The organism is Microcoleus sp. B13-B6 (assembly GCF_036705405.1).
Lineage (GTDB): Bacteria > Cyanobacteriota > Cyanobacteriia > Cyanobacteriales > Microcoleaceae > Microcoleus.
The window spans coordinates 28752-54849 of sequence record NZ_JAUBUJ010000019.1; the positions used below are offsets into that span (position 1 = coordinate 28752).

At 45.8% G+C, this 26098-nt stretch carries 20 protein-coding genes; 11 read left to right on the forward strand and 9 right to left on the reverse strand.

The features are described 5' to 3' along the window. The first annotated feature begins 20 nt into the window (after positions 1 to 20). Together QUB35_RS11115 and QUB35_RS11120 are read left to right on the forward strand one after the other, a co-directional pair. Positions 21 to 869: a M28 family peptidase gene (locus tag QUB35_RS11115; protein WP_333141980.1), complete on the forward strand. Its 849-nt coding sequence runs from the start codon at positions 21 to 23 to the stop codon at positions 867 to 869. Positions 870 to 1055: 186 nt separating this feature from the next. After that, the gene (locus QUB35_RS11120; RefSeq protein ID WP_333141981.1) at positions 1056 to 4949 is read left to right on the forward strand and encodes a hydantoinase B/oxoprolinase family protein; all 3894 of its coding nucleotides are present in this window, start codon (positions 1056 to 1058) and stop codon (positions 4947 to 4949) included. A 157-nt stretch (positions 4950 to 5106) separates the two neighbouring features. On the opposite strand, the gene QUB35_RS11125 is transcribed toward QUB35_RS11120, so the two are convergent. Together QUB35_RS11125 and QUB35_RS11130 are read right to left on the reverse strand one after the other, a co-directional pair. Further along, positions 5107 to 6048 (reverse strand): XcyI family restriction endonuclease, encoded by a 942-nt coding sequence (locus tag QUB35_RS11125; protein ID WP_333103799.1) that lies wholly within the window; start codon positions 6046 to 6048, stop codon positions 5107 to 5109. Positions 6049 to 6057: 9 nt separating this feature from the next. Next, positions 6058 to 7395: a hypothetical protein gene (locus QUB35_RS11130; RefSeq protein WP_333141982.1), complete on the reverse strand. Its 1338-nt coding sequence runs from the start codon at positions 7393 to 7395 to the stop codon at positions 6058 to 6060. A 344-nt stretch (positions 7396 to 7739) separates the two neighbouring features. Between QUB35_RS11130 and QUB35_RS11135 the strand changes: the two genes are divergently transcribed. Continuing rightward, complete coding sequence (locus tag QUB35_RS11135; RefSeq protein WP_006634336.1) at positions 7740 to 8387, forward strand: RNA polymerase sigma factor; 648 nt, start codon at positions 7740 to 7742, stop codon at positions 8385 to 8387. A gap of 112 nt (positions 8388 to 8499) precedes the next feature. Further along, on the forward strand, positions 8500 to 8820 hold the full coding sequence (locus tag QUB35_RS11140; protein ID WP_333046751.1) for a 2Fe-2S iron-sulfur cluster-binding protein: 321 nt from the start codon (positions 8500 to 8502) through the stop codon (positions 8818 to 8820). 200 nt (positions 8821 to 9020) lie between these two features. On the opposite strand, the gene treS is transcribed toward QUB35_RS11140, so the two are convergent. Then, positions 9021 to 12404 carry a maltose alpha-D-glucosyltransferase gene (gene treS / locus QUB35_RS11145; RefSeq protein WP_333141983.1) on the reverse strand — a complete coding sequence of 1128 codons (3384 nt, stop codon included), beginning with the start codon at positions 12402 to 12404 and terminating at the stop codon, positions 9021 to 9023. Positions 12405 to 13135: 731 nt separating this feature from the next. Here treS and QUB35_RS11150 point away from each other — a divergent pair. After that, positions 13136 to 13366 (forward strand): photosystem II protein, Psb35-related, encoded by a 231-nt coding sequence (locus tag QUB35_RS11150; RefSeq protein WP_333103804.1) that lies wholly within the window; start codon positions 13136 to 13138, stop codon positions 13364 to 13366. A 126-nt stretch (positions 13367 to 13492) separates the two neighbouring features. On the opposite strand, the gene QUB35_RS11155 is transcribed toward QUB35_RS11150, so the two are convergent. Both QUB35_RS11155 and QUB35_RS11160 read right to left on the reverse strand, forming a co-directional pair. Further along, complete coding sequence (locus QUB35_RS11155) at positions 13493 to 13633, reverse strand: hypothetical protein (RefSeq protein ID WP_333141984.1); 141 nt, start codon at positions 13631 to 13633, stop codon at positions 13493 to 13495. A gap of 26 nt (positions 13634 to 13659) precedes the next feature. Then, a complete protein-coding gene (locus tag QUB35_RS11160; RefSeq protein WP_333141985.1) occupies positions 13660 to 16611 on the reverse strand; it encodes an AAA family ATPase in 2952 nt (983 codons plus the stop codon). Between the two features lie 405 nt (positions 16612 to 17016). On the opposite strand from QUB35_RS11160, the gene QUB35_RS11165 reads away from it, so the two are divergent. Continuing rightward, complete coding sequence (locus QUB35_RS11165) at positions 17017 to 18432, forward strand: MBOAT family O-acyltransferase (RefSeq protein WP_333141986.1); 1416 nt, start codon at positions 17017 to 17019, stop codon at positions 18430 to 18432. 5 nt (positions 18433 to 18437) lie between these two features. Further along, positions 18438 to 19448, forward strand: coding sequence for a DUF459 domain-containing protein (locus tag QUB35_RS11170; RefSeq protein WP_333141987.1), 1011 nt, complete (start codon positions 18438 to 18440; stop codon positions 19446 to 19448). A 96-nt stretch (positions 19449 to 19544) separates the two neighbouring features. Here the strand turns inward: QUB35_RS11170 and gloA are convergent, their stop codons facing one another. From gloA to QUB35_RS11190, 4 genes are all read right to left on the reverse strand, one after another. Continuing rightward, positions 19545 to 19940 (reverse strand): lactoylglutathione lyase, encoded by a 396-nt coding sequence (gene gloA / locus QUB35_RS11175; RefSeq protein WP_333141988.1) that lies wholly within the window; start codon positions 19938 to 19940, stop codon positions 19545 to 19547. Positions 19941 to 20014: 74 nt separating this feature from the next. Beyond that, entirely contained in the window at positions 20015 to 20251 is a 237-nt protein-coding gene (locus QUB35_RS11180) for a hypothetical protein (RefSeq protein ID WP_333103809.1), read from the reverse strand. A gap of 184 nt (positions 20252 to 20435) precedes the next feature. Further along, entirely contained in the window at positions 20436 to 22691 is a 2256-nt protein-coding gene (locus QUB35_RS11185; protein ID WP_333141989.1) for a heavy metal translocating P-type ATPase, read from the reverse strand. 292 nt (positions 22692 to 22983) lie between these two features. Beyond that, positions 22984 to 23184 carry a heavy-metal-associated domain-containing protein gene (locus tag QUB35_RS11190; protein ID WP_333103811.1) on the reverse strand — a complete coding sequence of 67 codons (201 nt, stop codon included), beginning with the start codon at positions 23182 to 23184 and terminating at the stop codon, positions 22984 to 22986. A 247-nt stretch (positions 23185 to 23431) separates the two neighbouring features. Between QUB35_RS11190 and QUB35_RS11195 the strand changes: the two genes are divergently transcribed. The 4 genes from QUB35_RS11195 (at position 23432) to QUB35_RS11210 (ending at position 26045) form a co-directional block, all read left to right on the forward strand. Further along, on the forward strand, positions 23432 to 23935 hold the full coding sequence (locus QUB35_RS11195) for a helix-turn-helix domain-containing protein (protein ID WP_333141990.1): 504 nt from the start codon (positions 23432 to 23434) through the stop codon (positions 23933 to 23935). Positions 23936 to 23978: 43 nt separating this feature from the next. Continuing rightward, on the forward strand, positions 23979 to 24527 hold the full coding sequence (locus QUB35_RS11200) for an RNA-guided endonuclease TnpB family protein (RefSeq protein WP_333142031.1): 549 nt from the start codon (positions 23979 to 23981) through the stop codon (positions 24525 to 24527). Positions 24528 to 24776: 249 nt separating this feature from the next. Then, positions 24777 to 25499 (forward strand): DUF305 domain-containing protein, encoded by a 723-nt coding sequence (locus QUB35_RS11205; RefSeq protein ID WP_333141991.1) that lies wholly within the window; start codon positions 24777 to 24779, stop codon positions 25497 to 25499. A gap of 348 nt (positions 25500 to 25847) precedes the next feature. After that, entirely contained in the window at positions 25848 to 26045 is a 198-nt protein-coding gene (locus QUB35_RS11210; protein WP_333141992.1) for a hypothetical protein, read from the forward strand. The last annotated feature ends 53 nt before the right edge of the window (positions 26046 to 26098 follow it).

A 26098-nucleotide genomic window follows, 5' to 3' on the forward strand; every position in this document is an offset into this window, starting at 1 on the left:
CTCATTGTATCTCCGATCGCATGAATCTCAAAGAACGCTTGCACAGCCATCTGATTCAAATTGTACGCGATCGCAACCCATACCTCGCATCCGAAGGGCATTTTTATGCCCAGCAATACATCCGCGAACAGTTGGCACAGTGGGGAACTGTAGAAATTGACGATTTTTCCGTGCGCGGCCGAATTCATCACAATTTTATCTTGGATTTACCCCCCTTCGATCAGGCGAGTAAGAAGCGGTTGCCGCCGATCGTAATTGGTGCTCATTACGATACTGTACCCGGATCGCCTGGGGCCGATGATAATGCTACTGGTGTTGCTGTTTTGCTGGAACTCGCAAGGGATATCGCATCTGGGCCGCTCAAATATCCAGTGCAATTAGTCGCCTTTGATATGGAAGAATACGGTTATTTGGGAAGCAGTCATCATGCAGCTAAATACAAGCAACAGCAAGAGTCAATCCGGTTAATGATTTCTTTGGAAATGGTGGGTTATTGCAACCATAATCCTAATTCTCAAAGCTATCCGGCTGGCTTGAAATATTTTTATCCAAATAGTGGCAATTTTATTGCTTTAATTGGCACTTTGCGGACGGTTCCCGATTTGATTAATTTGAGTGGGAAAATTCGCAAGTCTGGTCAGCCCTGCGAGTGGCTGCCGGTGCCGAATCGAGGTTTAATTGTGCCGGATACTCGCCGCAGCGATCATGTTCCTTTTTGGGATAATGGTTATCCGGCTATTATGGTGACTGATACTGCTAATATGCGAAATCCGCATTATCATCGAGAAAGCGATAGGATTGAGACTTTGGATTTGGATTTTCTGGCTGGTGTTTGTCAGGGATTGGTTGAGGCTATTCGATATATATAGCAGTTTTATTTTAACGAACCGCGAAGGCGCGAAGGGCGCGAAGGAATAAGAAAGAAGATGAGAGAGAAACAGATATGAGTTTTATGAGTCTGAGGTTCTGAATTTTATGAAATTTATGAATTGACTTTCCGATAATTTTGTTGAATAATTCGGAATCAGTCAAACAACAAAACTCAGGAAAAAGATATGAATGCTGATTTTTCCGATCGCACTCGCTGGCAATTCTGGATCGATCGCGGTGGCACTTTTACCGATATTGTCGCCCAGAGTCCCGACGGTAAGTTAGTTATTCACAAGCTGCTGTCGGAAAACCCGGAACGCTACACAGACGCAGCAGTGCAAGGAATTCGCGACATTTTGGGAATTGCCGCAGATGTCCCCATACCCGCTGCACAAATTGAAGCGATTAAAATGGGGACGACGGTGGCGACAAATGCTTTACTGGAACGAAAGGGCGATCGCACAATTCTGTTAATTACTAAAGGTTTCGGCGATGCGCTGAGAATTGGCTATCAAAACCGCCCGAATATTTTCGCGCGTCACATTGTTTTGCCCGAGATGCTGTACGATCGAGTTATTGAAGTTGCAGAACGCTACAGCGCTCAAGGTGAGGAGTTAACTGCTGTCAATCCCGAGTTTATCGCGTCTTTGCAGCAAGCATACGATGAGGGAATTCGCAGTTGTGCGATCGTATTCATGCACGGCTACCGCTACTCGGAACACGAAAAACAAGTTGCTAAAATAGCCCGAGAAATTGGCTTTACTCAAATTTCAGTATCTCACGAAGTTAGCCCGCTGATGAAATTAGTTTCGCGGGGAGATACTGCGGTTGTCGATGCTTATTTATCTCCGATTTTACGTCGATACGTCGAACAAGTAACCAGTCAATTATCTGTAGGGGCGGTGCCCCCGTGCCCGCCCTCTTCCTCCCCGTGCCCGCCCTCCCCGTGCCCGCCCTCATCCTCCTCCCCGTGCCCGCCCCCCAAATTAATGTTTATGCAATCGAATGGCGGCTTAGTGGACGCGGCACAATTTCAAGGAAAAAACAGTATTTTATCCGGGCCAGCAGGGGGAATTGTCGGTGCTGTTCAAACTAGCAAAAAGGCAGGTTTTGATAAAATTATTACCTTTGATATGGGCGGAACTTCGACAGATGTTGCCCATTTTAACGGCGAATACGAACGCGAATTTGAGACGGAAATTGCAGGGGTGAGATTGCGATCGCCCGTGATGGCAATTCACACTGTAGCAGCCGGCGGCGGTTCAATTGTCTTTTTTGACGGGGCTCGCTACCGCGTCGGGCCGGAGTCTGCAGGGGCCAATCCTGGGCCTGCTTGCTATCGCAAAGGCGGCCCGTTGACGGTGACTGATTGCAATGTGATGTTGGGGAAAATTCAACCGGATTTTTTCCCAAAAGTATTTGGATTGAATGGAGATTTGCCGATCGCCCCTGACGTAGTAAAGCAAAAATTTGGGCAATTAGCGGGAGAAATTGGGGGCGAGAGGACGGCCGAAGAGGTGGCGGAGGGTTTTTTGGCGATCGCAGTGGAAAAGATGGCCAATGCTGTCAAAAAAATCTCGCTTCAGCGCGGTTACGATGTTTCGGAGTATACATTGTGCTGTTTCGGCGGTGCGGGCGGCCAACACGCTTGTGCGATCGCCGATGCTTTGGGGATGAAACGGGTATTTATTCACCCTTATGCGGGTGTGTTGTCGGCTTACGGTATGGGTTTGGCTGATGTGCGGGCTATTCGCGAAAGGGCGATCGAGCAACAATTAAATGCAGAATTATTACCTGATTTACATTATATTTTAGCGGAATTGGAGGCTGAGGGAAAGAGGGAATTGAACCGCAGAGGCGCAGAGAACACAGAGAATGAGTCAGAGATTTTAGTTGTTAGCAAGTTGCGCTTAAAATATCAGGGAAGTGACTCGGTTTTGGCGGTCAATTTTGCTGACAATATTGATGCGATGCAGGCTGAATTTGACGCAGCCCACCGACAGCGTTACAGTTTTATTATGCCAGAAAAACCGCTGATTGTGGAAGCGGTTTCGGTGGAAGTTGTAGAAAAAATGGATGTGCCGGAAGCATCCACAATTTCCCCCTCTTGTGGCACGGGCATCTTGCCTGTGCCACCAATTTTGCAGACAATGGATGTGCCGGAAGCATCCCAAATTTCCCCCTCTTGTGGCACGGGCATCTTGCCTGTGCCACCAATTTTGCAGACAATGGATGTGCCGGAAGCATCCACAATTTCCCCCTCTTGTGGCACAGGCATCTTGGCTGTGCAACCAATTTCAACGGTGCAAATGTATGTTGCTGGCGGGTGGCGGGAAACGCCTGTTTATCAGAGAGAGGATTTGCGATCCGGCGACTGCATAGAAGGCCCTGCGATGATTGTTGAAGCAACGGGAACTAATATCATAGAACCGGGCTGGGAAGGGGAAATCACCGAAAATAATGATTTAATTTTGAACCGCAGATGCACGCAGATGGACGCAGATAATATCCGCGTTGATTCGCGTTTATCTGCGGCTAAATCCGATCCGGTTTTGCTGGAAATTTTTAATAATTTGTTTCGGGCGATCGCCGAACAAATGGGCGTCACATTGCAAAACACAAGTTCCTCAGTCAACATCAAAGAACGTCTCGACTTTTCCTGTGCAATTTTCGACAAAAACGGGCAATTAGTTGCCAACGCGCCGCACATTCCCGTACATCTAGGCTCGATGAGCGAAAGCGTTGAAGCTTTAATTTTAGCACAAGGCAATGCGATTCAACCGGGCGATGTTTATGTTTCTAACAATCCCTACAACGGCGGCACGCATTTACCAGATATCACCGTTATTACTCCAGTATTTGCTCATGATTCCTCCCTTCCTTTGTTTTATGTTGCCTCGCGGGGACACCACGCCGACATCGGCGGCATCACTCCCGGTTCCATGCCTCCTCACAGTACAACAGTAACTGAAGAAGGTGTATTGCTTGACAATTTCCTGTTAGTAAGCGACGGCAATTTTCGAGAAAAACAATTACTAGAACTTCTGACAGCGGGTAATTTTCCTGTTCGCAATTCCGCTCAAAATATAGCAGATTTGCAAGCACAAATTGCTGCTAACAAGCGCGGCGCAGAAGAACTTCTCAAGATGGTAGAGCATTATGGATTAGAGACTGTGCAAGCTTATATGGGCTTCGTACAAGACAATGCGGAAGAGTCGGTACGCAGGGTAATTGATGTTTTGCAAGATGGCGAGTTTACTTATGCGATGGATAGTGGCGGACAAATTAAGGTAGCGATTACAATTAACAAATCTGCGCGCAGTGCAAAAATAGATTTTACGGGCACTTCTGCTCAACAATCCAACAATTTTAATGCTCCCGCTGCGGTGTGCAAAGCCGCTGTTTTGTATGTTTTCCGCACATTAGTAGATGACGATATTCCTTTAAATGCGGGCTGTTTGAAACCTCTCGAAATCATCAATCCCGAAGGCTGTATGCTGAATCCTCGCTATCCAGCGGCGGTAGTTGCCGGAAATGTGGAAACATCGCAGAATATTACCGATGCTTTGTATTGTGCGTTGGGAGTGATGGCGGCTTCTCAGGGAACTATGAATAATTTTACCTTTGGAAATCAGCGCTATCAATATTATGAAACTATTTGCGGCGGTTCGGGCGCTGGTGCAAGTTTTGGTGGTACGGATGCGGTTCAAACTCACATGACTAATTCGCGTTTAACTGACCCAGAAGTATTAGAATGGCGGTTCCCGGTGTTGTTAGAAAGTTTTGCAATTCGGGCTAATAGTGGGGGGAATGGATCTCATCGTGGCGGTAATGGAGTTGTGCGGCGAGTGCGGTTTCGGGAGGCGATGACGGCGGGAATTTTATCGGGGCGACGGGTGATTTCTCCTTGCGGTTTGAATGGGGGTGAAGCGGGGAAAGTTGGACGGAATTATGTCGAAATGGTTGATGGAAAGGTTGAGGATTTGGGGAGTACGGCGATTGTGGAAATGCAGTCGGGGGATGTGTTTGTCATTGAGACTCCTGGGGGCGGAGGATATGGCGTTTTGTTTAAACAGTAATTGAGAACTAAACTATTGATGCGATCGCACATTTTTGCATGGCAATTCAACAGCAGTAATACCGGGCGCGATCGCATCCTAACAACCACTCGGCAATGCGAATTTACAGTCAAAAGCTTGCCAGAGCGTATTGACTGTCCTAACATAGTGGACGGTTTCACAAACCGAGTAACCTGAACAGTTCTTCTTTTTTGCGATCTTGCTCTACTAATTCTTCCAAAATGAACCAATAATTGACAACATTCTGGGCCGCATTGAGAGCAGATATGGCTCGTGTAGTAACAGAAACACCCGGTAAGATAAGAATCGTTGTTGATTCCGAATTAACTTCTTTAGCTCGACTCAAGCTTTTGAGCGTTGCTCCAAACCGCTCCAAAACGCCAGCAGTATCTATGCCTCCTTTAATTTCAACTGCGACTAGAATCTGTTCATTTCTGTAAACTCCAATGTCAGGTTCGCTGGCAAATACGATTCTCCGCCCATCTTTCAGTTGCATAACTTTTTCGTCAGAGTTACCTGTTTCATTAGAAATCCAGTCTTCCTCACGCAATCTCAACTGCACCATAGCTTTTATGAGAATTTCGACTTTGCTCCCCTTCGCATTCTGCCAGGAACCCTGAGCTTGCGAACCAGCAGCCATTCCACGCCATAAATCAAATTCGCGAGCGTCTATCTGTTCATCAGTTTCAACTAAATGGCTAATGATTTTATTTAAGTGCTGAGCTATATTCCCAGCCACCAACTCATCAGGGAAACCTTTGCCTTGCTCATAGCGAATGCTTGACAGTCCAACTTGCTTCATTGATTTTTGGGAAACCATTGCTAACATTCTGTAGTAGCCTACAGCACAAGATACACTAATCAAAACCTGGGGGTGAGCAAAGACAATCACGGGCTTGATGCCGCGGTGAATTACCTTATTCCAAGCTTTTTGAGAAATGCCCAGATTATCGCATTCCCACGGCAGTGTTTCCCCTTTTACCTGTTCAATTTGAGAGGCTGTCTCCAACATTCCCCATTCGTGCAGTTTTTGGTGAAAAAACTCACTCTTGGACAACTGATCGAGCAACCAAGCTTCGCGCCTATTCGATGATGCCATTACAGTCACCTATTCTTTATGCCAAATGAGCACGCTCTCGCGGACAGGAATTCGACCATATTTACCCATCTGCTGGGAACTGTTACCTTTGTAGCGGGCAACAATTACTTGCTCTACTCGAAAACCCAGCTCTTGGGCCATTTCTGAAAGCACTAAATCGACTGGGACTATCTCGCTGGCAAAACGCACGTTATCCACAACTACCGCTACTTTTGCACCGGGAGCTAGAATTTTGGCCCATTCGCAAATAGCTTTTTGCATATCCACAAAATAGGCTGTCAACATATCAGGAATGCGGGGATTATTTAATGCTTTCCCTTGCTGTCGGAGTATGTCTACAACTTCGGCGATTACAGGATTTGGCGGTTTGTCAAAAGCATCAATTTTTGATTCGATGTGCGATCGCAAAATCCCAAACCTCAACTCCTTTAACTCCTCAAAGTTCTTGACAAAGTTAAAGCACAGTTCCAGCGAATAGGTGCGGGTGTAGTCGTAACGGTTAGGATAGGGTGGAGATGTAATCAAAGCTGTGGGTTGTGTCTCAAAATTCACATTGCTCAAATTCCGAGTATCACCTAACTGAACTGCGGGAAGTGGCGCGGATTTCTTTTGCCCCCACAAACACCTTAAGGATAGAATATCTTCTTCAGCTTCATATACTTTCTGTTGCAGCATTTCCCCAGGATCTGGAATTAACTTATCCTGTTTCATGCGTAAAAATTGACCGTCTTTTGCCGTGTAGCTGCAAGGCTCTAAAATAGCCAAAAACAGCAGTTGAAAAATTTCTCGCAAGGGTGAAGATAAACTTTCAATAGCGCTTTTCCACTGGCGCAATTTGAGCAGCGTTGCTTCTGGAAAAGCGACTTGCATAATCTTGACATCCATTGCCACCTCAGCGGGTTCTGCTTTGTCTGCCTTAGCTTTGAGTTCGGCAAAAGTTTTTCGCAGAGTTTGGGGTTCTACTGAACAGAAAAGGGGTAGCGTCCCAGCAATAAAGGTAGCTATTGGCAGTCTATCTATTCCTAATGCGGGGACATTGTGCTGCATAGCTGTAAATAAAGTTGTCCCCATGCCGCAGAAAGGCTCAAATAAATAATCCTTTTCTGTTAATCCAAAACGGTGAATAAATTGCTTGACTAAAGCAAAGGAAAATGCTTCTTTGTAGCGGAAGAGGCGGAGAACTGGCAAGCTTTTGTTGCCTGCGTAGGATACGAGTTGTCCCAGTCGCAGTTCTTCACTCATGTACGGCGCAAATTTTGCTTCGATGCGATCGCGTTCAGCACAATTGGCAGTTTCCGCAGGACTCGCCATGATCTCTGCTTCTGGGAATAAACTTAACTGTTTCACTGCGTTTTGTCTCCTGATGGCGGACCTCGCCTTTGCTGTGTCTTCTGTCAAGTTTACTGCGAAGTCGCTAGCTTTTTAGAAATTCACCCAACTGGGTCATCTAGAGTAGGACTTACGCATTGCGAACGGTAAATTGTCATTCACAAGCTAAGCGCAAAGAATCTCGGAGCTCCTTCGCGCTTAGCCCTGGATGACATCGGAGTTAGTCCTGTAGAGGTGAAAACTAATGAGATCCATCGCACATCGCCCCGACAAAATCACCCTCAACTCTGGAACATCGAGCGACAAATCGTGTAGAATCGGGCTGCACCAGCATTTATTCCCAAAACCTTTCCAGAACAATTGTGCAAACACCTAATTTTTCAGAACTCAACCATCCTGTGGTCAAATCCCTGTTTCACCACAGTGATCAGGAATTATTGACTCTGTTTCAAAACCATCCCGATCAAGGTAGGTTCTTCACGGCAATTTTTTGCCGCTATGCTCAAATTGTACACTCCCTGATTCGCCATTCCGTGCGATCGCCCGTACAAGGCGATTACCTGTTTGCCCACACTTGGCTGCACATCTATCACGAACTCCGAGGCCTCGATTTGCGCCGCGAAATCCAAGAGTCTGATGGCGGGAATCTCAGTCTCCAAAACTGGCTGATTAATGTCACCGCAGTCTGCATAAATCAAGCTGAATTGCCCCCTGTTGAGTCGATTCACTACTCTTTGCAATCGGCTCCGCCTCCCCTATGGTGTTACGTCAAACAAGCCTTAGAATTGTTAGCGCCGCTGCCGCGTTTAGTGGTGTTGATGGCTCAGACTTTCCGCTGGAGCGAAACTCGAATTGCAGCTTATTTGCAAGCAGAAGGCGAAGCTATTTCGCCGGCTCAGGTAAAGGCTTTGCTGCAAAAAGGATATCAAAGTTTAGAATCAAACTTGCCGGAGGATATTCGGGCTATTTATCTAGATGAAAATCTCGATTATCAAGAAGCACTTGTCTAGATATACACGATATAAATCCGCCCTTTCTAGTTGTAGGGGCGGGTTTTACCCGAAATATTTGGTAGGACTAACAGCATCGTAAACCCGCCCTTTTGCGAGGAAGAAGGAAAAAATGGCAGTTTATCAAGTTCGGTTGGTGAATGAGGCTCTCGCGCTTGATCGCACGATCGCAGTACCAGACGACCAGTATATCTTAGATATGGCAGAAGATGCCGGCATCCGCTTGCCGAATGGATGCAAGCAAGGAGAGTGTTCTGCTTGCGTCGTCAAACTGCTGAGCGGTGAAATTGACCAAAGCGAACAAAAGTTTTTGAAGCCGTCAGAATTGCAAGCTGGCTACGCTGTTACTTGTGTGGCTTACCCGCTTTCTGACTGCACTTTGTTAACCCATCAAGAACAAGTTTTGTATCAAGCAGCTCTTTATTTTAAGTAATACGAAATCGGTGTTCAACCATCTTTTTTTTTAGTCTCTTAGAGAGGGACGGAAGTTTGTAGAGGAGCGAATTCTCTTCCCCCATAAAAGGTTTATCAAAGCAGATTTGGTTCATGTAAGGTGCGTGACTCTCCAGCATCTCGCTGTTAATTGAGTAACTAGAAAGTCACGCACCCTAACGAGTATAGATAAACCCGCCCTTATAAATTCAGCAATTCTACAATCCGCTGAAGCGGAATGTGCGCCCAATCCAAGCGGTAATTAAGTTCGTAGGCTAGCTCGCCAACCGCTTTTTCCAAAATGTAAGCATCTAGCAAAACTTGTAGTTCCGGTATAGATTTGGGCAAGAAATCTGCATCGGCTGCTGTTGCCAAATAGCTCTTAACAAAAGTGAGGCTGACCCAGCGGTGCCAAACGTTCGCCCACTGCTGCATCTCCGGGAGATTTTCCGGGCGAATCATCCCACTTTCTACTTCATTGCGGAGTGCCAAAGTAACAGCGTAACTTATAGATTGCAGCATTCCTGCAACATCTCGCAGAGGCGACCTCTTCATCCGCCGCTCGCTTAAGGGCCGATCGCGTTCTCCTCCGAAATCAATAATTACGAAGTCTTTGCCTGTATAAAGAACTTGCCCGAAATGAAAGTCCCCGTGACAGCGAATTCTATCGGCCGTGATTCTCAAGTTCAAAATAGACTTGAAACGTTCCATGAGCAAATCTTCGCGGTTGAGCAGCTTTTGCGCCGATTTTTGTATTTCTGGCGGCAGTTTGGACATCCGTTTTTTCAGATCCAGCAAAGTTCTTCCGGCCACATTTCTCATGTATTGATAGATGGAACGCTGGTAAAAGGAGGTGAAGCTTTCTGGGGCAAAAGCGGGATTTTCTGTGTCAGCAGCTAAAGCGAGGTGAAGTTCGGCTGTCCGCTTACCTAAAAGTTCCGCTGATGCTAAGTAAGAGCCGATGAGTTCGCGAGCTAATGCCGGAATTTCTAGGGATAAATCGGCTACTAGCGAGTTTTGCTGCCGCTGGGTTTGTCCGGTCAAAGCGTTCGGCAAATAATTTTCGGGGGCAGTAGATAAATTCTCGCCGGAATGCTTTGCTTCTACTGTCATTACTTGCTCGAAATAGTCGCGCAGTGTGTCTAATGTATAAGACCAAGCATCTACGCTGTCGGGGATTAATTTTTGTAGGATTCCGACTGTAAGGACTTGTTTTGCTGGTGTGTGATATTCCAATGCTCCGGCAATTGGAGCGTAGTGTTGGATCGAGTTGCCCTCTGTTAAAAAGCGTCCGATTTCTAATTCGGGGTTAATTCCTTCCTCGATTTTTCGCAATATTTTCAGGACGAAGCGGTCGCCGTAACCTGCGGATGTATTGCTTTGTTCTTTTTTGAACAGGTGAGGTTCGAGCTGCGCTAACTCTTCTTCTGATTTGAATGCACTGTCGGCAATTCCTAGCAGTTGACCTGCAACACCTCTGTAACTGCGAGAATTGGCGATCGTCCCCAGCAGCGCGCTCAGAAAACCTTTGTCCCCAGCAGCATCAAATAGTACCCCGACTTCCTTGTTGGTTTCTGGGAATTGCAGGCGCGCGATCGCCCGATCGTCCACATCGCCTTTAATCTCTTCCCACCCTAAAGGCAAAACGTAAGTTTCCGGCATACCTTCAGTATAATTCAACTGCAAGAACAGAATGTAAACTTGAGATTGCTCCCCCGCACTATCTTTACATTCAACCGGTACAACATCACTTATTTCTAATGATTGAATTGTCCTGTCTGTACCGCTAAACCAGCGATTGCGCCGCAGGTATCCCGGCAAAAGATTAAGCAGCATATCGCTTAACTGACTTGTAGCAAAAGCTGTTTTCCAATTGCCTATCACCGCCAAACTCGGCAAGTCTGTAGGATGACCGTGCAACGAAAAATCTTCGTGTTTAGCAGTAAGAGTAAACCAGTAAAAAGTGTGAGGGCTCAAGCTCAAAAAGTAAGGCTGCTCCCCAACGGCAGGAAACTCAGTGCGACCGAAAATCTCCACCGGAACAGCACCTTTAAAGGGCCCAAGGTCTAATTCTGCCGTCTGGACGAAGCGTGACAAATTAGCCACTACGAGGATGTGTTCGTCTTGATAAGTGCGTACAAAAGCTAAAACTTTGCGGTTTTCCGGGTACAGAAACTCGCAAGTTCCCCGACCGAATGCTTGGAAGCGCTGCCGAATTGCAATCAGGCGTTTCATCCACCACCAAAGAGAACTCGGATTCGCCCGCTGCGCGTCCACGTTAACAGATTCGTAGTGATATTCAGGGTCAACAATTGGCGGTGCGTACAGCCGCTGCGGGTTAGCACGACTAAAACCGGCATTGCGATCGCCACTCCACTGCATCGGAGTTCTCACCCCGTTGCGATCGCCCAAATAGATATTGTCTCCCATGCCAATTTCATCGCCGTAGTAAAGCACCGGCGTACCCGGAAGAGACAGCAGCAAAGCATTCATCAACTCGATGCGGCGGCGGTTATTTCCCATCAAAGGAGCCAAGCGGCGGCGGATGCCCAAATTAATTCTAGCCTGAGTGTCTTGAGCGTAAACCCGATACATATAATCTCGGTCTTCATCACTCACCATTTCCAGCGTCAATTCATCGTGATTCCGCAAAAACAATGCCCACTGACAGTTATTGGGAATCTGCGGAGTTTGCTGGAGAATATCGCTAATTGGGAAGCTATCTTCCATATACAAAGCCATAAATAAACGCGGCATCAGCGGAAAATGAAAGTTCATGTGACATTCATCGCCGGCAGCGTAATATTGAACTGCATCCTCCGGCCACTGATTCGCCTCAGCCAGCAGCATCCGGTTCGGGAAATTCTCATCTACGTGCTTCCGCAATTGCTTCAGGAATACGTGAGTTTCTGGCAGGTTTTCGCAGTTAGTACCTTCGCGCTCGTACAGGTAAGGCACCGCATCCATTCGCAGTCCGTCTACTCCCAGTGCCAACCAGAAATCTACCACATCTAAGATGGCTTGGCGGACGGCCGGATTGTCGTAATTCAAATCGGGTTGGTGGGAATAAAAACGGTGCCAGTAATAAGCTTTTGCTACCGCATCCCAAGCCCAATTAGATGTTTCAAAATCTTGGAAAATAATCCGAGCATCTTGATATTTTTCCGGCGTGTCGCTCCACACATAAAAATCTCTTTCGTTACTGCCTTTTGGGGCGCGGCGTGCTCGCTGAAACCAAGCGTGCTGGTCGGAAGTGTGGTTGACAATTAACTCAATAATGACGCGAATTCCCCGCTGGTGCGCTGCTTCTAAAAGGTCTTTAAAGTCCTCTAATGTGCCGTAAATCGGGTTGACGGTAGTATAGTGAGATGTATCGTAGCCGTCGTCTCGGAGCGGCGACGGAAAAAATGGCAGTACCCAAATTGCTGTTACTCCCAAGTTTTGCAGGTAATCCAGTTTTTCTGTCAGTCCTCTAAAGTCGCCGATCCCGTCTGCATTGCTGTCTGCAAAAGCGCGAACTGGTACTTCGTAAATAATCGCGTCTTTGAACCACAACGGGTCGTTATTTAACATTGAGTTTGGCATGATTTGTAGCGATGATTGGTAATTAGTAATTTGTACTTAAAATTTGGTAATTGGGATTTGTTAGTTCCAATCCAAACTGATAAATCATAACTCATAATTTGGCCGCTATTCCTCATGCCAGCGGCAGACTTTTAATCGTAATTTATTAACGCAAAACTTATAATTTCTTAACTATAAACTCTCAACAATCTGTTTTGCTATTTCGGATACAGTTCACAATCCGGGTACTGTGCTAGCTACCGATGCGCGGTGCCCACCCTACCAAGGCGTGTCAACTTAAGCCTGAAACCCCTCTGTATCTCTCGCTGGTAGCCCAGTCTAGATCCCCCTAAATCCCCCTTGATAAGGGGAGTAGGGGTTGACTTTGAGAACACTCTTGTCCCCCCCTCTTATTAAGGGGGGCGGTTTCATTCTCACCAAAATCAGGCTTTTGTAGGGGCGATGCCCCCGTGCCCGCCCCCACCCACAGACGATTTCACAGGCGTTTGGGACATGGGGGCAACCACAGGGGGATTGCCCCTACCGAGAATGAAACCGCCCTGCTCTTATGAAGGGGAGCTAGGGGGGATCGAGCCCTTGTTGACACTAAGCACACCCTACAGACTCAGGATTAGGTGCGGTATTTACTACCTGCCGGACGGTTGCCACGACATTACAGTACCTTGACGTTTATTACTAATTTTTGTTACATTTATTTACATAAAGCAACAAAAGTTAAAGGAAAAGTAAAAATGACTATTGTAATCGCTCTTTTAATCGTCGGTTGGGTAGCAGCCTCAGTAATTGGCACTCAAGCATATTTCCTGGGCGAACAGTCAAAGCCTATCCACGAGCGGAATTGGAACGATGAGTCTTTTGAACAACTGGCAAAATCAGTGACGGGAACAGAAGTTGATTACCGCGTTCGCGTTCCCGCCTACAGCATGGATGCCTATGGCAGCCGCACCATGTCTAATTCTTGATATCAAGTAATAGGTTTCACCATTTTCAATAACAGGCATCTTGCCTGTTCCTAATTTTCAATAACAGGCAAGATGCCTGTTCCACAAGAGAATTGATGGTTTGTGGAACAGGCATCTTGCCTGTTCCTAATTTTCAATAACAGGCAGGATGCCTGTTCCACAAGAAGGCTTATTATTTGTGGAACAGGCATCTTGCCTGTTCCTAATTTTCAATAACAGGCAGGATGCCTGTTCCACAAGAAAATGGATGGTTTGTGGAACAGGCATCTTGCCTGTTCCCAACTATTCGGCAACTACAAACTGTTACCTGTCAGCGCTGGGCGAGACTCTTTTTTGCGAAATTGCAAAGAGTTATTTTCACAGTCGATCGCAATTGTATCACCCTCCACAAACGCATTTTCCAGAATCTTGTTAGCCAGCGGGTTTTCTAGCTCCCGCTGGATGGCACGTTTCAAGGGACGAGCGCCGTAAACCGGGTCATAACCAACATCTGTGATATGATTTTTCGCCGCATCGGACAGTTCCAAAGTGATTTTTTGCTCTGCCAACAAACGCTCGATCCGCTTCACTTGAATGCTGACTATTTGCCGCAGTTCGATCTTGCTCAAAGTGTGGAACAAAATTATCTCGTCCACCCGATTGAGAAATTCGGGCCGGAAGTGCGATCGCAGCGCTGCCATCACCCGTTTTAACATCTGTTCGTACTCTTGGTCTGTCTCCCGTTCTTGAGTCAATAAATTGTCATTTTCACTCTTGTTCTCAGTCTTGTTTTCACTCTTAGTTACAGTATCACCATCGACTCGCTGGGCCGACACCTCAACAGTACCGTCTGCAGCCACTTTATAATCTGTCTTTTGACTTGACAAATCTTTCGTTTCCTGCTTCCGGCTAGCAGGTTTTTTGACGGTTTTTTCCTTCTTAGTAAACACGTCTAAAATGTGATCGCTGCCGATATTGCTAGTCATCACAATTACGGTATTTCTAAAGTCAACCACTCGACCTTGAGAATCGGTAATTCTGCCGTCATCCAACACTTGCAGCAAAATGTTAAATACGTCCGGGTGCGCTTTTTCCACTTCGTCAAACAGCACTACCGAATAAGGATGTCTCCGCACTGCTTCGGAAAGTTGTCCCCCTTCATCGTAACCGACATATCCGGGAGGAGCTCCTACCAACCGAGAAACGCTGTGCTTCTCCATGTATTCCGACATATCGATGCGGACGATCGCATCGTCGCTGTCAAACAAAAACTCCGCCAACGCCCGCGCTAACTCAGTTTTTCCGACGCCTGTCGGGCCCATAAACAAGAAAGAGCCGATCGGTCTGCCGGGGTCTTTCATACCCGCCCTAGCGCGCCGAATTGCCGCCGCCACGGCTGTTACAGCTTCCTCTTGACCGATAACTTTTTGGTGCAAATGTTTTTCCAATTGCAGCAATTTTTGGCGTTCGGACTCTAACAACCGGTTAACCGGAATGCCCGTCCATTTAGCGACAATTTCCGCAATATCGCCCTCAGTAACTTTTTCGCGCAGCAGGGAAGAACCTTGAGCTTGCTGTTTCAAAAGTTCCGCTTCTTTGGCTTCGCGATCGCGCACCGCAGTTTCCAACTTGCCGTACTTTAACTGGGCGGCTTTATTCAAATCGTAAGCCCTTTCTGCTTGTTCGATTTGGACTCGCAGTTGGTCTTCTTCTGCTTTCAATTTATTGATTGCATCCAACAACTGCTTTTCGCCCAACCACTGAGAGGACAATTTTTCCTGCTTGACTTTTAAAATGTCAATCTCAGAGGTGATGCGTTCGACGCGGAAGCCGAGCCCAGGGGCTAGAGCACCTTTTCCTTCGCCTTCGATCGACAATTTTTCCATTTCCAACTGCATCACCCGGCGGTCAATGCCTTCCAATTCCACAGGTTTAGAGGTAATCTCCATTTTCAAGTGGGCGGCCGCTTCATCTACAAGGTCGATCGCCTTGTCTGGCAAAAAGCGATCGGAAATATAGCGAAAAGACAGAGTTGCAGCAGCTACCAGGGCCGAATCAGTAATTTTTACCCCGTGGTGGCGTTCGTAACGGTCTTTCAATCCGCGCAAAATGGAAACAGTATCTTCAACGCTGGGTTCGCCGACAAATACTTGTTGAAAGCGGCGTTCCAGTGCAGGATCTTTTTCAATATTCTTGCGGAATTCGTCGAGAGTTGTAGCGCCGATGCAGCGCAATTCGCCTCTGGCCAACATGGGTTTTAACAAATTTCCCGCATCCATTCCCGAACCGGAACTGCCACCGCCGCCAGTGCCTACAACCGTGTGCAATTCGTCAATAAATAGGACAATTTGCCCGTCGGAATCGATGACTTCCCGCAGAACAGACCGCAATCGTTCTTCAAATTCGCCCCGGAATTTTGCCCCAGCAATTAAACTGCCCATGTCGAGGCTAAATAGCTGGCGATTTTTCAAAGATTCGGGTACGTCGCCGTTGACAATTCGTTGGGCTAAACCTTCGGCGATCGCAGTTTTTCCGACTCCGGGATCGCCAATTAACACCGGATTGTTTTTTTGGCGGCGGGAAAGAACTTGTACCACGCGGCGGATTTCCTCGTCGCGGCCGATTACTGGGTCGAGTTTGCCGGCTTTGGCGGCTTCTGTCAAATCGCGGCCGTACTTGCTGAGGGCGTCGGAGTTAGCTTCGCCATCTTGATCTTGGGCTTTAGCGCTGCTGCGGCTGCCTTTCCCCGTTTCGGAATTTTTTTCTTGGGCTTTAGCAGTGGCGCGGAAAGATTTGATGGCTTCTTCGAGTTTTGGTCGATCGAGTGTACCGGCTGGGGGTTTGCGATCGTAACCGGGGCGACCTGGCGGGCCGTCGCCTTTTGTCAGCAACCTGCGCCCGACTCGTTCGTCTTCTACTAAACCAATTAATAAATGTTCAACGGCGATAAAATTATCTTGCCAAGTCGCCCTGGTGGCCTCGGCAACATCTAACATCACTTCTAAGCCGCGACCGAGGTATAGTTGGTCAGCGTTGGCAACTCTGGGCTGTCGTTTGGCAAAAGCATCTAACTGCTGGGCCAAGCGGGGGGCATCGACTCCAGCTTTGCTGAGAATGCTGTTGGCCTGGCCTTGCTGTTCGAGAAGGGCGATGGCTAAATGTTCAACCTCTAGCTGCTGATTGGCAAAGCGGCGGGCTACATCCTGGGATTTGACAATGGCTTCCCAGGCTTGATCTGTAAATTTGCTAGGGTCTGTTGGCTGCACGTTGGTTCCTCGCAATCAAGGGGATTCCTGTTGTTATCCGTTAATACATCGTCTCACAACCATCATAATCTTTAAACAGGATTATGAATTTATGAGTGCGGTTAACTACGGCGCAAGTTGTGACCTAATTGACAAGATTGCAAAAGCTTACAGTCCGCAATCCACCCCGAAATTTGCTGCGGTGAGACTCACATCTTGCGCCATTCTCAAGAACGGGCAAGATGCCCGTTCCACAAAAGATAAATTTTCTTGTGGAACAGGCATCTTGCCTGTTCATAAAAGGCTAACTGACAATGGTGCAACATATGAGTTCAGACCGACTCTGGCGATTCCCTTGGGGATAGGTTCGCTGGCCGTACTTATAAAAATATTGCCACAAACAAGATTTTTTAGCGACTGAGATTTATGCTATTTCCCACTTACCAATTTTTAGTATTTTTCCTAATTATTTTTAGCCTGATCGTCTCGGTGAAACCCCAAGTCGATTTGTATAAAATTGTCTTGTTAGCTTCGAGTTTATTATTTTATTCGTTTTGGAGCTTTGACTTTCTCTTGCTCCTCATTTTCTCTACCGTATACAATTATATCATTCTCCGGGTGATCTGCAACAGTAAGTATAAAAAAATTGCTTTCATCTCCGGCTTAGTTTTCAACATTGGCTATCTCGGCATCTTTAAATATTGCAACTTCTTTGTAACTTCTTTATTTGAGGTACTGAACCAGCTACAAATTCCCGCCAACTTTCCCGTTTTGCAAATAATCGCCCCCGTCGGCGTGTCTTTCTACACTTTTAGAATGATTTCTCATTTAATCGATTGCTACCAGCAAAAAATCCCTTGTCCGAAATTTGTAGACTATGCCGCCTACATTACCTACTTTCCGCAAATTGCCTCCGGGCCAATCTCGCGAGCTCGCGAATTTTACGGGCAGCTAAATTCACCGGAAAAATACGACTATAAAATTGAAGAAGTTATAGTTTTGATTTTGTCGGGACTCTTCAAAAAATATACTTTATCGAGCTTTTTGTTTAACTTCACTGACTTGCCATTCAAAGTCCCCCAGCAGTACAGCAGCATCGATTTAATCCTCGCGGCAATTTCCTATTCCTGTTTAATTTACGTAGATTTCAGCGGCTACTCGGATTTAGCCAACGGCATCTCCTGTTTGCTGGGTTTTAAACCCATTGCCAACTTTAATATGCCATACCGATCGCTGAGCCTGCAAGAATTTTGGAAAAGGTGGCACATCAGTCTTTCCGAGTGGCTGAGGGATTACGTTTACTTTCCCTTTGGCGGCAACAAATACGGTAAGTTGAGGAAGTACGTAAATTTACTGATGACAATGGCGATCGGCGGATTGTGGCACGGCGCAGGTTTAAACTTTATTTTCTGGGGAGCAATTCACGGTTTAGGATTAATTGTCAACCATTTATGTAAAGATATCCCCCAAGCTATCCACTTTAAATTAGACTATGCCTTTCCCAGATTTGCTAAATTTTGCAGTTGGCTGCTAACATTTACTTTTGTTACTTGTAGCTGGGTATTTTTCGGCACTCCCAACTGGGAAACTGCGATGAGTTTTTTTGAAGGAATTTTCCATCCAGCAGTCGCCACTTTTCAATTTAACTTTTGGCAATTGTATTTAGTAATTGCAGTCATTGGCGCGATCAACTTGTGGGGCGATCACATCGCGAAACTATTGCAAACCGTATTGTCATTAAAAAACATTTTCTTTCGGGTTGTCTTAGTTTCACTGCTCGTGTATACTATCTTGATGTTGGGGCCGAGTACCATGCCGCCTTTTATTTACTTTAATTTTTAAGAAATATGAAAGACCGGGAATTTTTGCTGATTGTTACTTCTGTAATTCTCACTTTAATATTTTCAAACTTATCATTATTTCTAAAAAGCTTTGCTTCAACTCCTTTCGCCAGTCCAGAAATTAAACAAGCCGCGCGCCAGATCGAAATAGACGGTTTCCGAAAATCCGAACAAGCTTTTTGGAGCAAAATTAAAGATATTAACTTCGATAGCCTCCCCAAAGAATCAGAAATTCCTCCTGTCACAACCGAAACAAAAGCCGCCGTTGAACCCCCAAAGCCTGCTAATGCTAAAAAACCAACCCCAGCTAAAAAACCAACCCCAGCCAAACCTAAACTGACCAGACCTTATCGCAGATTTTTATTTATTGGAGATTCCGTAATGTTCGACTTAGGAATTCAACTCCAGTACACTCTTAAGACAAAATACAATATCGCCGATACGAAAATAGACTACAAGGTCTCGACCGGATTAAATCGGATAGATTATTATGATTGGTATGCCAGAACTCGCCAAATTATTAAGAATTACCAGCCGGATGTAGTGATAGTTATGTTTGGAACCAATGACCGTCAAAATATCATTGATTCTCAAGGAAAAGGCTGGGCTGTTATGACCAAAGAATGGCAAAAAGCTTATCAAGAAAGAGTTGAAAGATATGCAAATTTACTTGATTCGTCATCCGTGAGAAAAGTGTATTGGGTCGGTCAATCGATGCCTAACAAATCTTCGTATCTCAAAGCTTTTCCCATCATGAACAATATTTATAAAACTGCCAGCAAATCTTCATCCAAAATCGAATTTATTTCTACTTGGGAGACCTTTGCACAAGCCGGAAAATTTGTTCCAGTAGTTGCTAATAAATCGGGTAAGCGAGGCTATGTAAAAAATAATGACGGCTTGCACTTTACCTCCCACGGAGCTCAGATTATCAGCGACTTAATCGTTGATAAAATGGGGAAGGACAACATCTTAAAATCTCCCCAACCTCCCCAATCTCCCAAAAAGAAACCCTAAACTTTAATAATTGGTTCCCATTGGGAGTCAGAAACCGGGTTTCTTCACCAAGTCTCGATGAGGATGCCAAAATTATCGCAGAAACCCGGTTTCTTTCTAGTCGCGTGGATTTTGCAGTTGAATTAATTCAACTTTATATCCATCTGGGTCTTGCACAAAAGCGATGACTGTTGAACCGTGCTTCATCGGGCCGGGTTCCCGGCTAACTTTACCACCGCGAGCTTTAATTTCTTCGCAAGTACCGTAAATGTCGTCAACGCCGATCGCAATATGACCGTAAGCATCCCCCAAATTGTACTCTGTGACGCCCCAGTTGTATGTTAATTCCAAAACTGTAGTGTCGGATTCGTCGCCGTAGCCCACAAAAGCCAGAGTAAATTTACCGTCTGGATAGTCCTTTTGTCGCAGCAATTTCATGCCCAGAACCTCAGTGTAAAATTTGAGGGACTCTTCCAGGTTGCCGACTCGGAGCATCGTGTGTAGTAGTTGCATTTAGCTCACTCCAAATTTTTTAAGCTTCCTCAATTTTAGCGATATCTCGCTGGAAAAAACCGTCTTTGCAAAGTTTACTTGGTTTTAGCTGGCTTTTTACTGAACAAAAACCACCATAATTCTAAACCAATTAATGTCAGTCCGGCTGCTGTTACGCCTATTTTTAAACTTAACGGCTGTTCGATATGCCGAAATTGAGCTGTTGATTTTGCAGGATGAGTTGAGATTTGATTTGCTCGAACTCCCGATGCAATTCCGAGCATAATTCCTAAACTTCCGAGGCTTCCTAAGATTTGGCGCTGGTTCAACATTTTTTAAATTTCTCCTAGTTTATACAAGAGAGTTTCGTTTATAAATCGGGGGAGGGTGCGTATTCCACGCCTGATATCGATTCCGGTTGCACCGTCCGTCATTGTTGACTGTTGACTGTTGACTGTTGACTGATGACTGATGACTGATGACTAATGACTAATGACTAATGACTGATGACTAAATTTATGCACTAGATTTGGCTTGAAAATTTCGCAATCGCAAAGCATTAGTAACTACAGAGACTGAACTGAAAGCCATTGCTGCACCGGCGATAATTGGATTTAGCAGCCAGCCAAAAATTGGGTACAAAATGCCCGCCGCGATCGGTATTCCAGCGATGTTGTAAATAAACGCAAAAAACAGATTTTCGCGGATGTTCCGCATGGTGGCGCGGGAAAGTTTAATTGCTGTAACTATGCCTTGCAAATCTCCTGAAATTAAGGTAATGTCGCTGGCTGCGATCGCCACATCTGTGCCGGTGCCGATCGCAATTCCCACGTCTGAAGCGGCCAAAGCCGGTGCGTCGTTAATCCCGTCTCCCACCATCGCGACAATTTTTCCTTCCCCTTGCAGGGCTTGAATTTGAGCTGCTTTTTGGTCGGGTCTAACTTCGGCAAAAACGCGAGTAATGCCCACGGATTGGGCGATCGACTCCGCAGTCGCGCGATTATCCCCAGTCAGCATCGCCACCTCCAAACCGAGCTTTTGAAGCGCTTTCACCGCCTGCGCTGACGAGGGTTTGAGGGCATCCGCAATGCCCAGAATTGCCTCTATTTTGCCTTCTACAGCCATCCAAACAACCGTTTTGCTCGCAGCTTCCAAAGCTCTCCCGCGCAGTTCCAGATATTCAGTATCGCCGCCGAGTTCCTGCATCCACCTCAGCGTTCCCAGGGCGATCGACTTTCCGGCTACAACCCCTCGAACACCACTCCCCGCGATCGCCTCAAAATCCTTAACATCCGTCAAATTAACCTCTTGAGATTGAGCGTATCTAACAACAGCTTCCCCCAAAGGATGCTCCGAATTTCGCTCTACAGACGCAGCCAATTGCAGCAAGTTTAACTCATTGCTGTTCGCCGTTCCTCTAACAGTCACAAAATCAGTTACAGTCGGCTTGCCTTCTGTGAGGGTTCCCGTTTTATCTAACACGATAATTTGGATTTGGTGAGCCAATTCTAAACTCTCGGCTCCTTTAATTAAAATCCCATTTTCTGCACCTTTTCCCGTTCCCACCATCACAGCAGTCGGAGTCGCCAAACCCAAAGCACAGGGACAGGCAATAATCAGCACCTCCACCATTGTTACGGTTGCTAAAGTGATATTTCCAGTCGCGTTAAACCAGATAATAAAAGTAGCTAAAGCGACGGCAATTACTACAGGAACAAACCAACCCGTCACTTGGTCTGCTAACTTTTGGATCGGTGCTTTTGAACCCTGTGCGTCCTGCACCATCTTGACAATTTGAGCTAAAAATGTATCTTTGCCAACTCTTGTCGCCCGAAACTTGAAACTGCCAGTTTTGTTAATTGTGGCTCCGATAACTTCGTCGCCAAGCTGCTTTTTGACAGGCAAACTTTCTCCCGTAACCATTGCTTCGTCTACTGTGGAAGAGCCTTCAATAACATCTCCATCTACGGGGATTTGCTCTCCCGGCCGCACCTGCACGATGTCGCCAATTTCCACTAGGGCGATCGGCACTTCCAACTCTTCCCCGTTGCGAATTATCCGAGCAGTTTTTGCTTGCAAACCCATGAGTTTGCGAATGGCTTCGGAAGTCTCTCCCTTCGCCCGATTTTCTATGGTTTTTCCCAACAAAATTAAGGCGATAACACTGGCCGCAACTTCGTAGTAAACGCCATGATTTAAACCTTTGGCTGTGAATAAACCTGGGAAAAATGTCACAAATACAGAATAAAAGTAAGCAGCACTTGTACCCAAGGCAATCAGGGTATCCATTGTTGCTACACGCCGTTTTAGGGATTTCCAAGCTCCCACATAAAACGATTTGCCGCACCAAAATTGTACGGGTGATGTCAGCACTAATTGCAGCCAATAATTGTGCAGCCACGCGGGAATAAATGGCAGGTGCAAGCCGGTCATCGCTGGAATAGCGCCCACAACTAGCAGGATGCTGATGATACCTGCTGTCCAGAGTTTCCGCTGCAAGGTTTGAGATTCAGATTTGCGATCGGCTTGTTCGGAATCATCCTCTGGCGCAGCCATTTCTTGAAGCGGCAAAGCTTCGTATCCCGCATCATCAACAGCAGATTGAATTGTTTCTAAGTTGGTTTGCTTGGAGTCGTATTGGATGGTTGCTTGTTCCATCCCAAAATTGACATGACACTCAATTACGCCGGGAACAGATTGAATTGCTTGTTCGATAGAGGAAGCACAAGAAGCACAACTCATGCCCCGCAATTTAAGTGTGAGATTGTCCATAGATGCCCTCCTAAATTATAAAGTTACCTTATGTCTTCAAAGGACCGAAAGCCCCCGGATTCATCCGTCCAGAAATAAAAAACCTGTATCCGAGAAAATTGCCCCCCGAATTTATCCGTAGGGTCAATGCTTCAATCTAAAATCTAAAATCTAAAATCTAAAATCGATTGACCTCGCCTAAAAACGGATAACGTGCGACGTACTCCTGTCGTGGAGAATCAAAAATTTTAGACTCTTGTTAAATCTCCCAGATTCAAAGCTGCAAGTAAATCTAAAATCTAAAATCTAAAATCTAAAATTGACTTGTTGGATAGCCCGCCGATGCGATCGCTTTCCTAACTTCACTTTCCGACTTAGCGGTTTGAATCGTGACCAATTTTGTCTTGAGATCCGCCTCAACCGTTGAGGCTGAGTCAATGGCTTGGACTGCTTTTGTGATTGTAGTCGCACAAGCAGAACAAGCCATCTTAGGCACTTTTAGCTGTAAAGTCATAATTTGAACCTCAGCAGAAACTACTCTGCTCAATCAATGAATTAACTTTATTGTAAAGTCTCCAGTCCACAGGAGAGTCAAGGGGAATTGCAAAATAAATCAGGAATTCTGAAAAAACTGGTTTGACACGCTATCCATAGGGGTAAGGCGCGCACTGTGCACCCTACATAATTAGGTTGTGAGTAAGACTTAAGTGTCAAATAGTTTGCTAAACTTGTCCATAGTTAATCGCCATTGAGGAAGTTTTATGTTTGCCATTAAACGAGCGCTCAAATTAAATAACAAGGAAGCGACCTTGATGGCGAAACACGCAGGGTTCCGGCGCGTAGTTTTTAACTTTGGGTTGAGCTTGCGGACTCAAATGTATGGCGAGGGAAAATTTACCGACTCGAAGGTGATCAACGAAGTCAAGAAAGTTCTCACCAACCATGTCAAGAAAAAGCCTGAATTTGCTTGGATGAACCAATTGTCTAGCCGAGTCTACCAAAATGCTTTGATCGATCTCAAAGATGCGTTTAGTCGCTACCGTTCTGGGAAAGCAGGTCATCCAAGATTCGCTAGTCGCAGGGACGGTCAATCTTTTACGGTCGATTCGTCTCACGGCAAAGTTTTGCTAACTGCTGGCAGAACGATTAAGATTCCTACATTGGGAACTTTTAGGCTTTTTGAACCCCTAGAATGTAGCTTCCTCTCTCAAACTTTCACGATTTCAAAAGAAGGAAATCGCTGGGAAAGTCTCCTTTTGCGTTGATGCAGAACGCCTACCTGTTCAGCCGTCTGAAAGTTCTGTAGGAATAGATCTCGGTATTAAGTCTTTTGCCACGCTGTCAACCCAGCAAACTTTTGATGCACCAAAGCCGTTGATAGCCAGTGCGAAAACCAAGCTTGCCACTTTGCAGCGCAAAGCATCAAAGCAGGTGCGAGGCTCTCAAAACCAGCGTAAAACCTACAGTAAAATCAGCCGACTCCATGCGCGGATAGCTCGCATTCGCTTAGATTTCCTTCACAAGTTGACAACTTACTTAGCTAAAACATTCAAGTTAATTAAGATTGAGAACTTAAACGTTCATGGAATGATGGCGAATCACAAGTTAGCTGGAGCAATATCTGACCTTGGATTCTACGAGTTCAAACGTCAACTTGACTACAAGTGTCAAATGTATGGAGCTAATTTAGTATTGGTAGACCAGTGGTTTCCTAGTACCAAGACTTGTTCCAATTGTGGCACCAAAAAAGATATGCCACTAAGCATTCGGACTTTTGACTGTCCTGCTTGTGGCATATCTTTAGATCGGGACTGGAACGCAAGTCTAAATATTTTAAATTGGGAACCCTCGGCTTGAGGGGGATAGCCTACTTATCTTGGGATTAGCCGTCTACCCAACAGCGTAGGAAGTAAGCACAAACTGTGTCTAAAAATGAGTTTAGAGAAGTTTAGGTAAGTTTTACAAAGCAGTTCTGTAAATCTTAACTTTGAGTGCGATCGACGGCAGAGCAATAATTCTTTACAAGTTCGCAGCAAAAATTTCATCCTAATTTCATTTATATGTGGAAAGCTGAAGATAAATGGCAGTTTTAAGGATATAAGCTCTATGAAACCAATTTCATTAAAAACAGGCTTTGCAGCGCTGATGTTGACCGCCACAGCCGCTTTAACCAGCGGAGTGCTTGCAGCTTGTTCAAATGCCCCTTCCAGTGAAACTCCCGCCCCAAATGTTACGGCTGCAACCGAAGCAAACAACAAGCAAAACGTGGCACAAGGCGGTGGCATGGGTGGCATGGAGCATCATGGCATGAATCACGATATGTCAATGGATTTAGGCCCTGCTGATGCCGACTACGATTTGCGATTTATTGATGGCATGACAGTACACCATCAAGGTGCTGTAAAAATGGCTCAAGATGTGCTTAAACAATCTAAACGCCCGGAAATGAAAAAACTTGCCACTGATATAATTGCTGCTCAAAACCGCGAAATCAATCAAATGAAAGAGTGGCGAAAAACTTGGTATCCCAAAGCCAGCAGTACCCCGATGGCTTATCAGGCTCCAATGGGTCGCATGATGGCCATGACTCCCGAACAAATGCACCACATGATGATGAGCATGGATTTAGGGGCGGCTGACGACCAATTTGACTTGCGATTTATCAATGCGATGATTCCTCACCACGAAGGAGCTTTAGTGATGGCCCAAGATGCTTTGAAGAAGTCAAAACGCCCGGAAATGAAGAAATTGTCTCAAGAAATTCTGACTTCGCAAAAGCAAGAAATTGAGCAAATGAAACAGTGGCGGCAAGCTTGGTACAAAAAGTAATTTAGCTCACCTCAACAAAACGTGACCAAAATCATGAAAATAAGTGACCTTAATCACAGTAGTTCGATAGTTAAGAAAATACTTGGTTCACAAAAGCAAGAAATTGAGCAAATGAAAAAGTGGCGACAACCTTGGTAGACAAAGTAATGTAGCTTGACTGTGGCTGTCAGCATTGGTCTGACTCCACCTCAGTTTCCTGAGAGTACCTACACAGACTGTAGATAATTGAGCCGCCCTAGCTCTAAAGTAGTAGAAAGTTACGTAAGAATACTGTAGACAATTGCTCAGCCATACCTCTAAAGTAGTAGATAGGTCAGCAAAAAGCTAGATAGATAGAGAGGGTAGTTTATGATATTGAATAGCTTGGAATTAAACACCACTTATAAATCAAATGCAGCCGTAGATGAGCTAGTGAGCGCATTGACCAACGAAATTGCAGCGCCAGCAGAGATAAAAAAACCGGCAAAAAATCTACAGCCAAATCGCTTGTCACTAGGCGCAACTTATATGGGTATTTTAGCAGCCGGTGGGTATCTGGGCTGCTGAGGCGAAATTTCATCCTAATTTCATTTGACCGTGAAATACTAGGTTGAGTAGAG

Bases quoted from the DNA above. Each gene is read 5' to 3' on its own strand.
- QUB35_RS11115 (WP_333141980.1), top strand. From the start codon at position 21: ATGAATCTCAAAGAACGCTTGCACAGCCATCTGATTCAAATTGTACGC.
- QUB35_RS11120 (WP_333141981.1), top strand. From the start codon at position 1,056: ATGAATGCTGATTTTTCCGATCGCACTCGCTGGCAATTCTGGATCGAT.
- QUB35_RS11125 (WP_333103799.1), bottom strand. From the start codon at position 6,048: ATGGCATCATCGAATAGGCGCGAAGCTTGGTTGCTCGATCAGTTGTCC.
- QUB35_RS11140 (WP_333046751.1), top strand. From the start codon at position 8,500: ATGGCAGTTTATCAAGTTCGGTTGGTGAATGAGGCTCTCGCGCTTGAT.
- treS (WP_333141983.1), bottom strand. From the start codon at position 12,404: ATGCCAAACTCAATGTTAAATAACGACCCGTTGTGGTTCAAAGACGCG.
- QUB35_RS11150 (WP_333103804.1), top strand. From the start codon at position 13,136: ATGACTATTGTAATCGCTCTTTTAATCGTCGGTTGGGTAGCAGCCTCA.
- QUB35_RS11155 (WP_333141984.1), bottom strand. From the start codon at position 13,633: ATGCCTGTTCCACAAACCATCCATTTTCTTGTGGAACAGGCATCCTGC.
- QUB35_RS11165 (WP_333141986.1), top strand. From the start codon at position 17,017: ATGCTATTTCCCACTTACCAATTTTTAGTATTTTTCCTAATTATTTTT.
- QUB35_RS11170 (WP_333141987.1), top strand. From the start codon at position 18,438: ATGAAAGACCGGGAATTTTTGCTGATTGTTACTTCTGTAATTCTCACT.
- gloA (WP_333141988.1), bottom strand. From the start codon at position 19,940: ATGCAACTACTACACACGATGCTCCGAGTCGGCAACCTGGAAGAGTCC.
- QUB35_RS11180 (WP_333103809.1), bottom strand. From the start codon at position 20,251: ATGTTGAACCAGCGCCAAATCTTAGGAAGCCTCGGAAGTTTAGGAATT.
- QUB35_RS11185 (WP_333141989.1), bottom strand. From the start codon at position 22,691: ATGGACAATCTCACACTTAAATTGCGGGGCATGAGTTGTGCTTCTTGT.
- QUB35_RS11190 (WP_333103811.1), bottom strand. From the start codon at position 23,184: ATGACTTTACAGCTAAAAGTGCCTAAGATGGCTTGTTCTGCTTGTGCG.
- QUB35_RS11195 (WP_333141990.1), top strand. From the start codon at position 23,432: ATGTTTGCCATTAAACGAGCGCTCAAATTAAATAACAAGGAAGCGACC.
- QUB35_RS11205 (WP_333141991.1), top strand. From the start codon at position 24,777: ATGAAACCAATTTCATTAAAAACAGGCTTTGCAGCGCTGATGTTGACC.
- QUB35_RS11210 (WP_333141992.1), top strand. From the start codon at position 25,848: ATGATATTGAATAGCTTGGAATTAAACACCACTTATAAATCAAATGCA.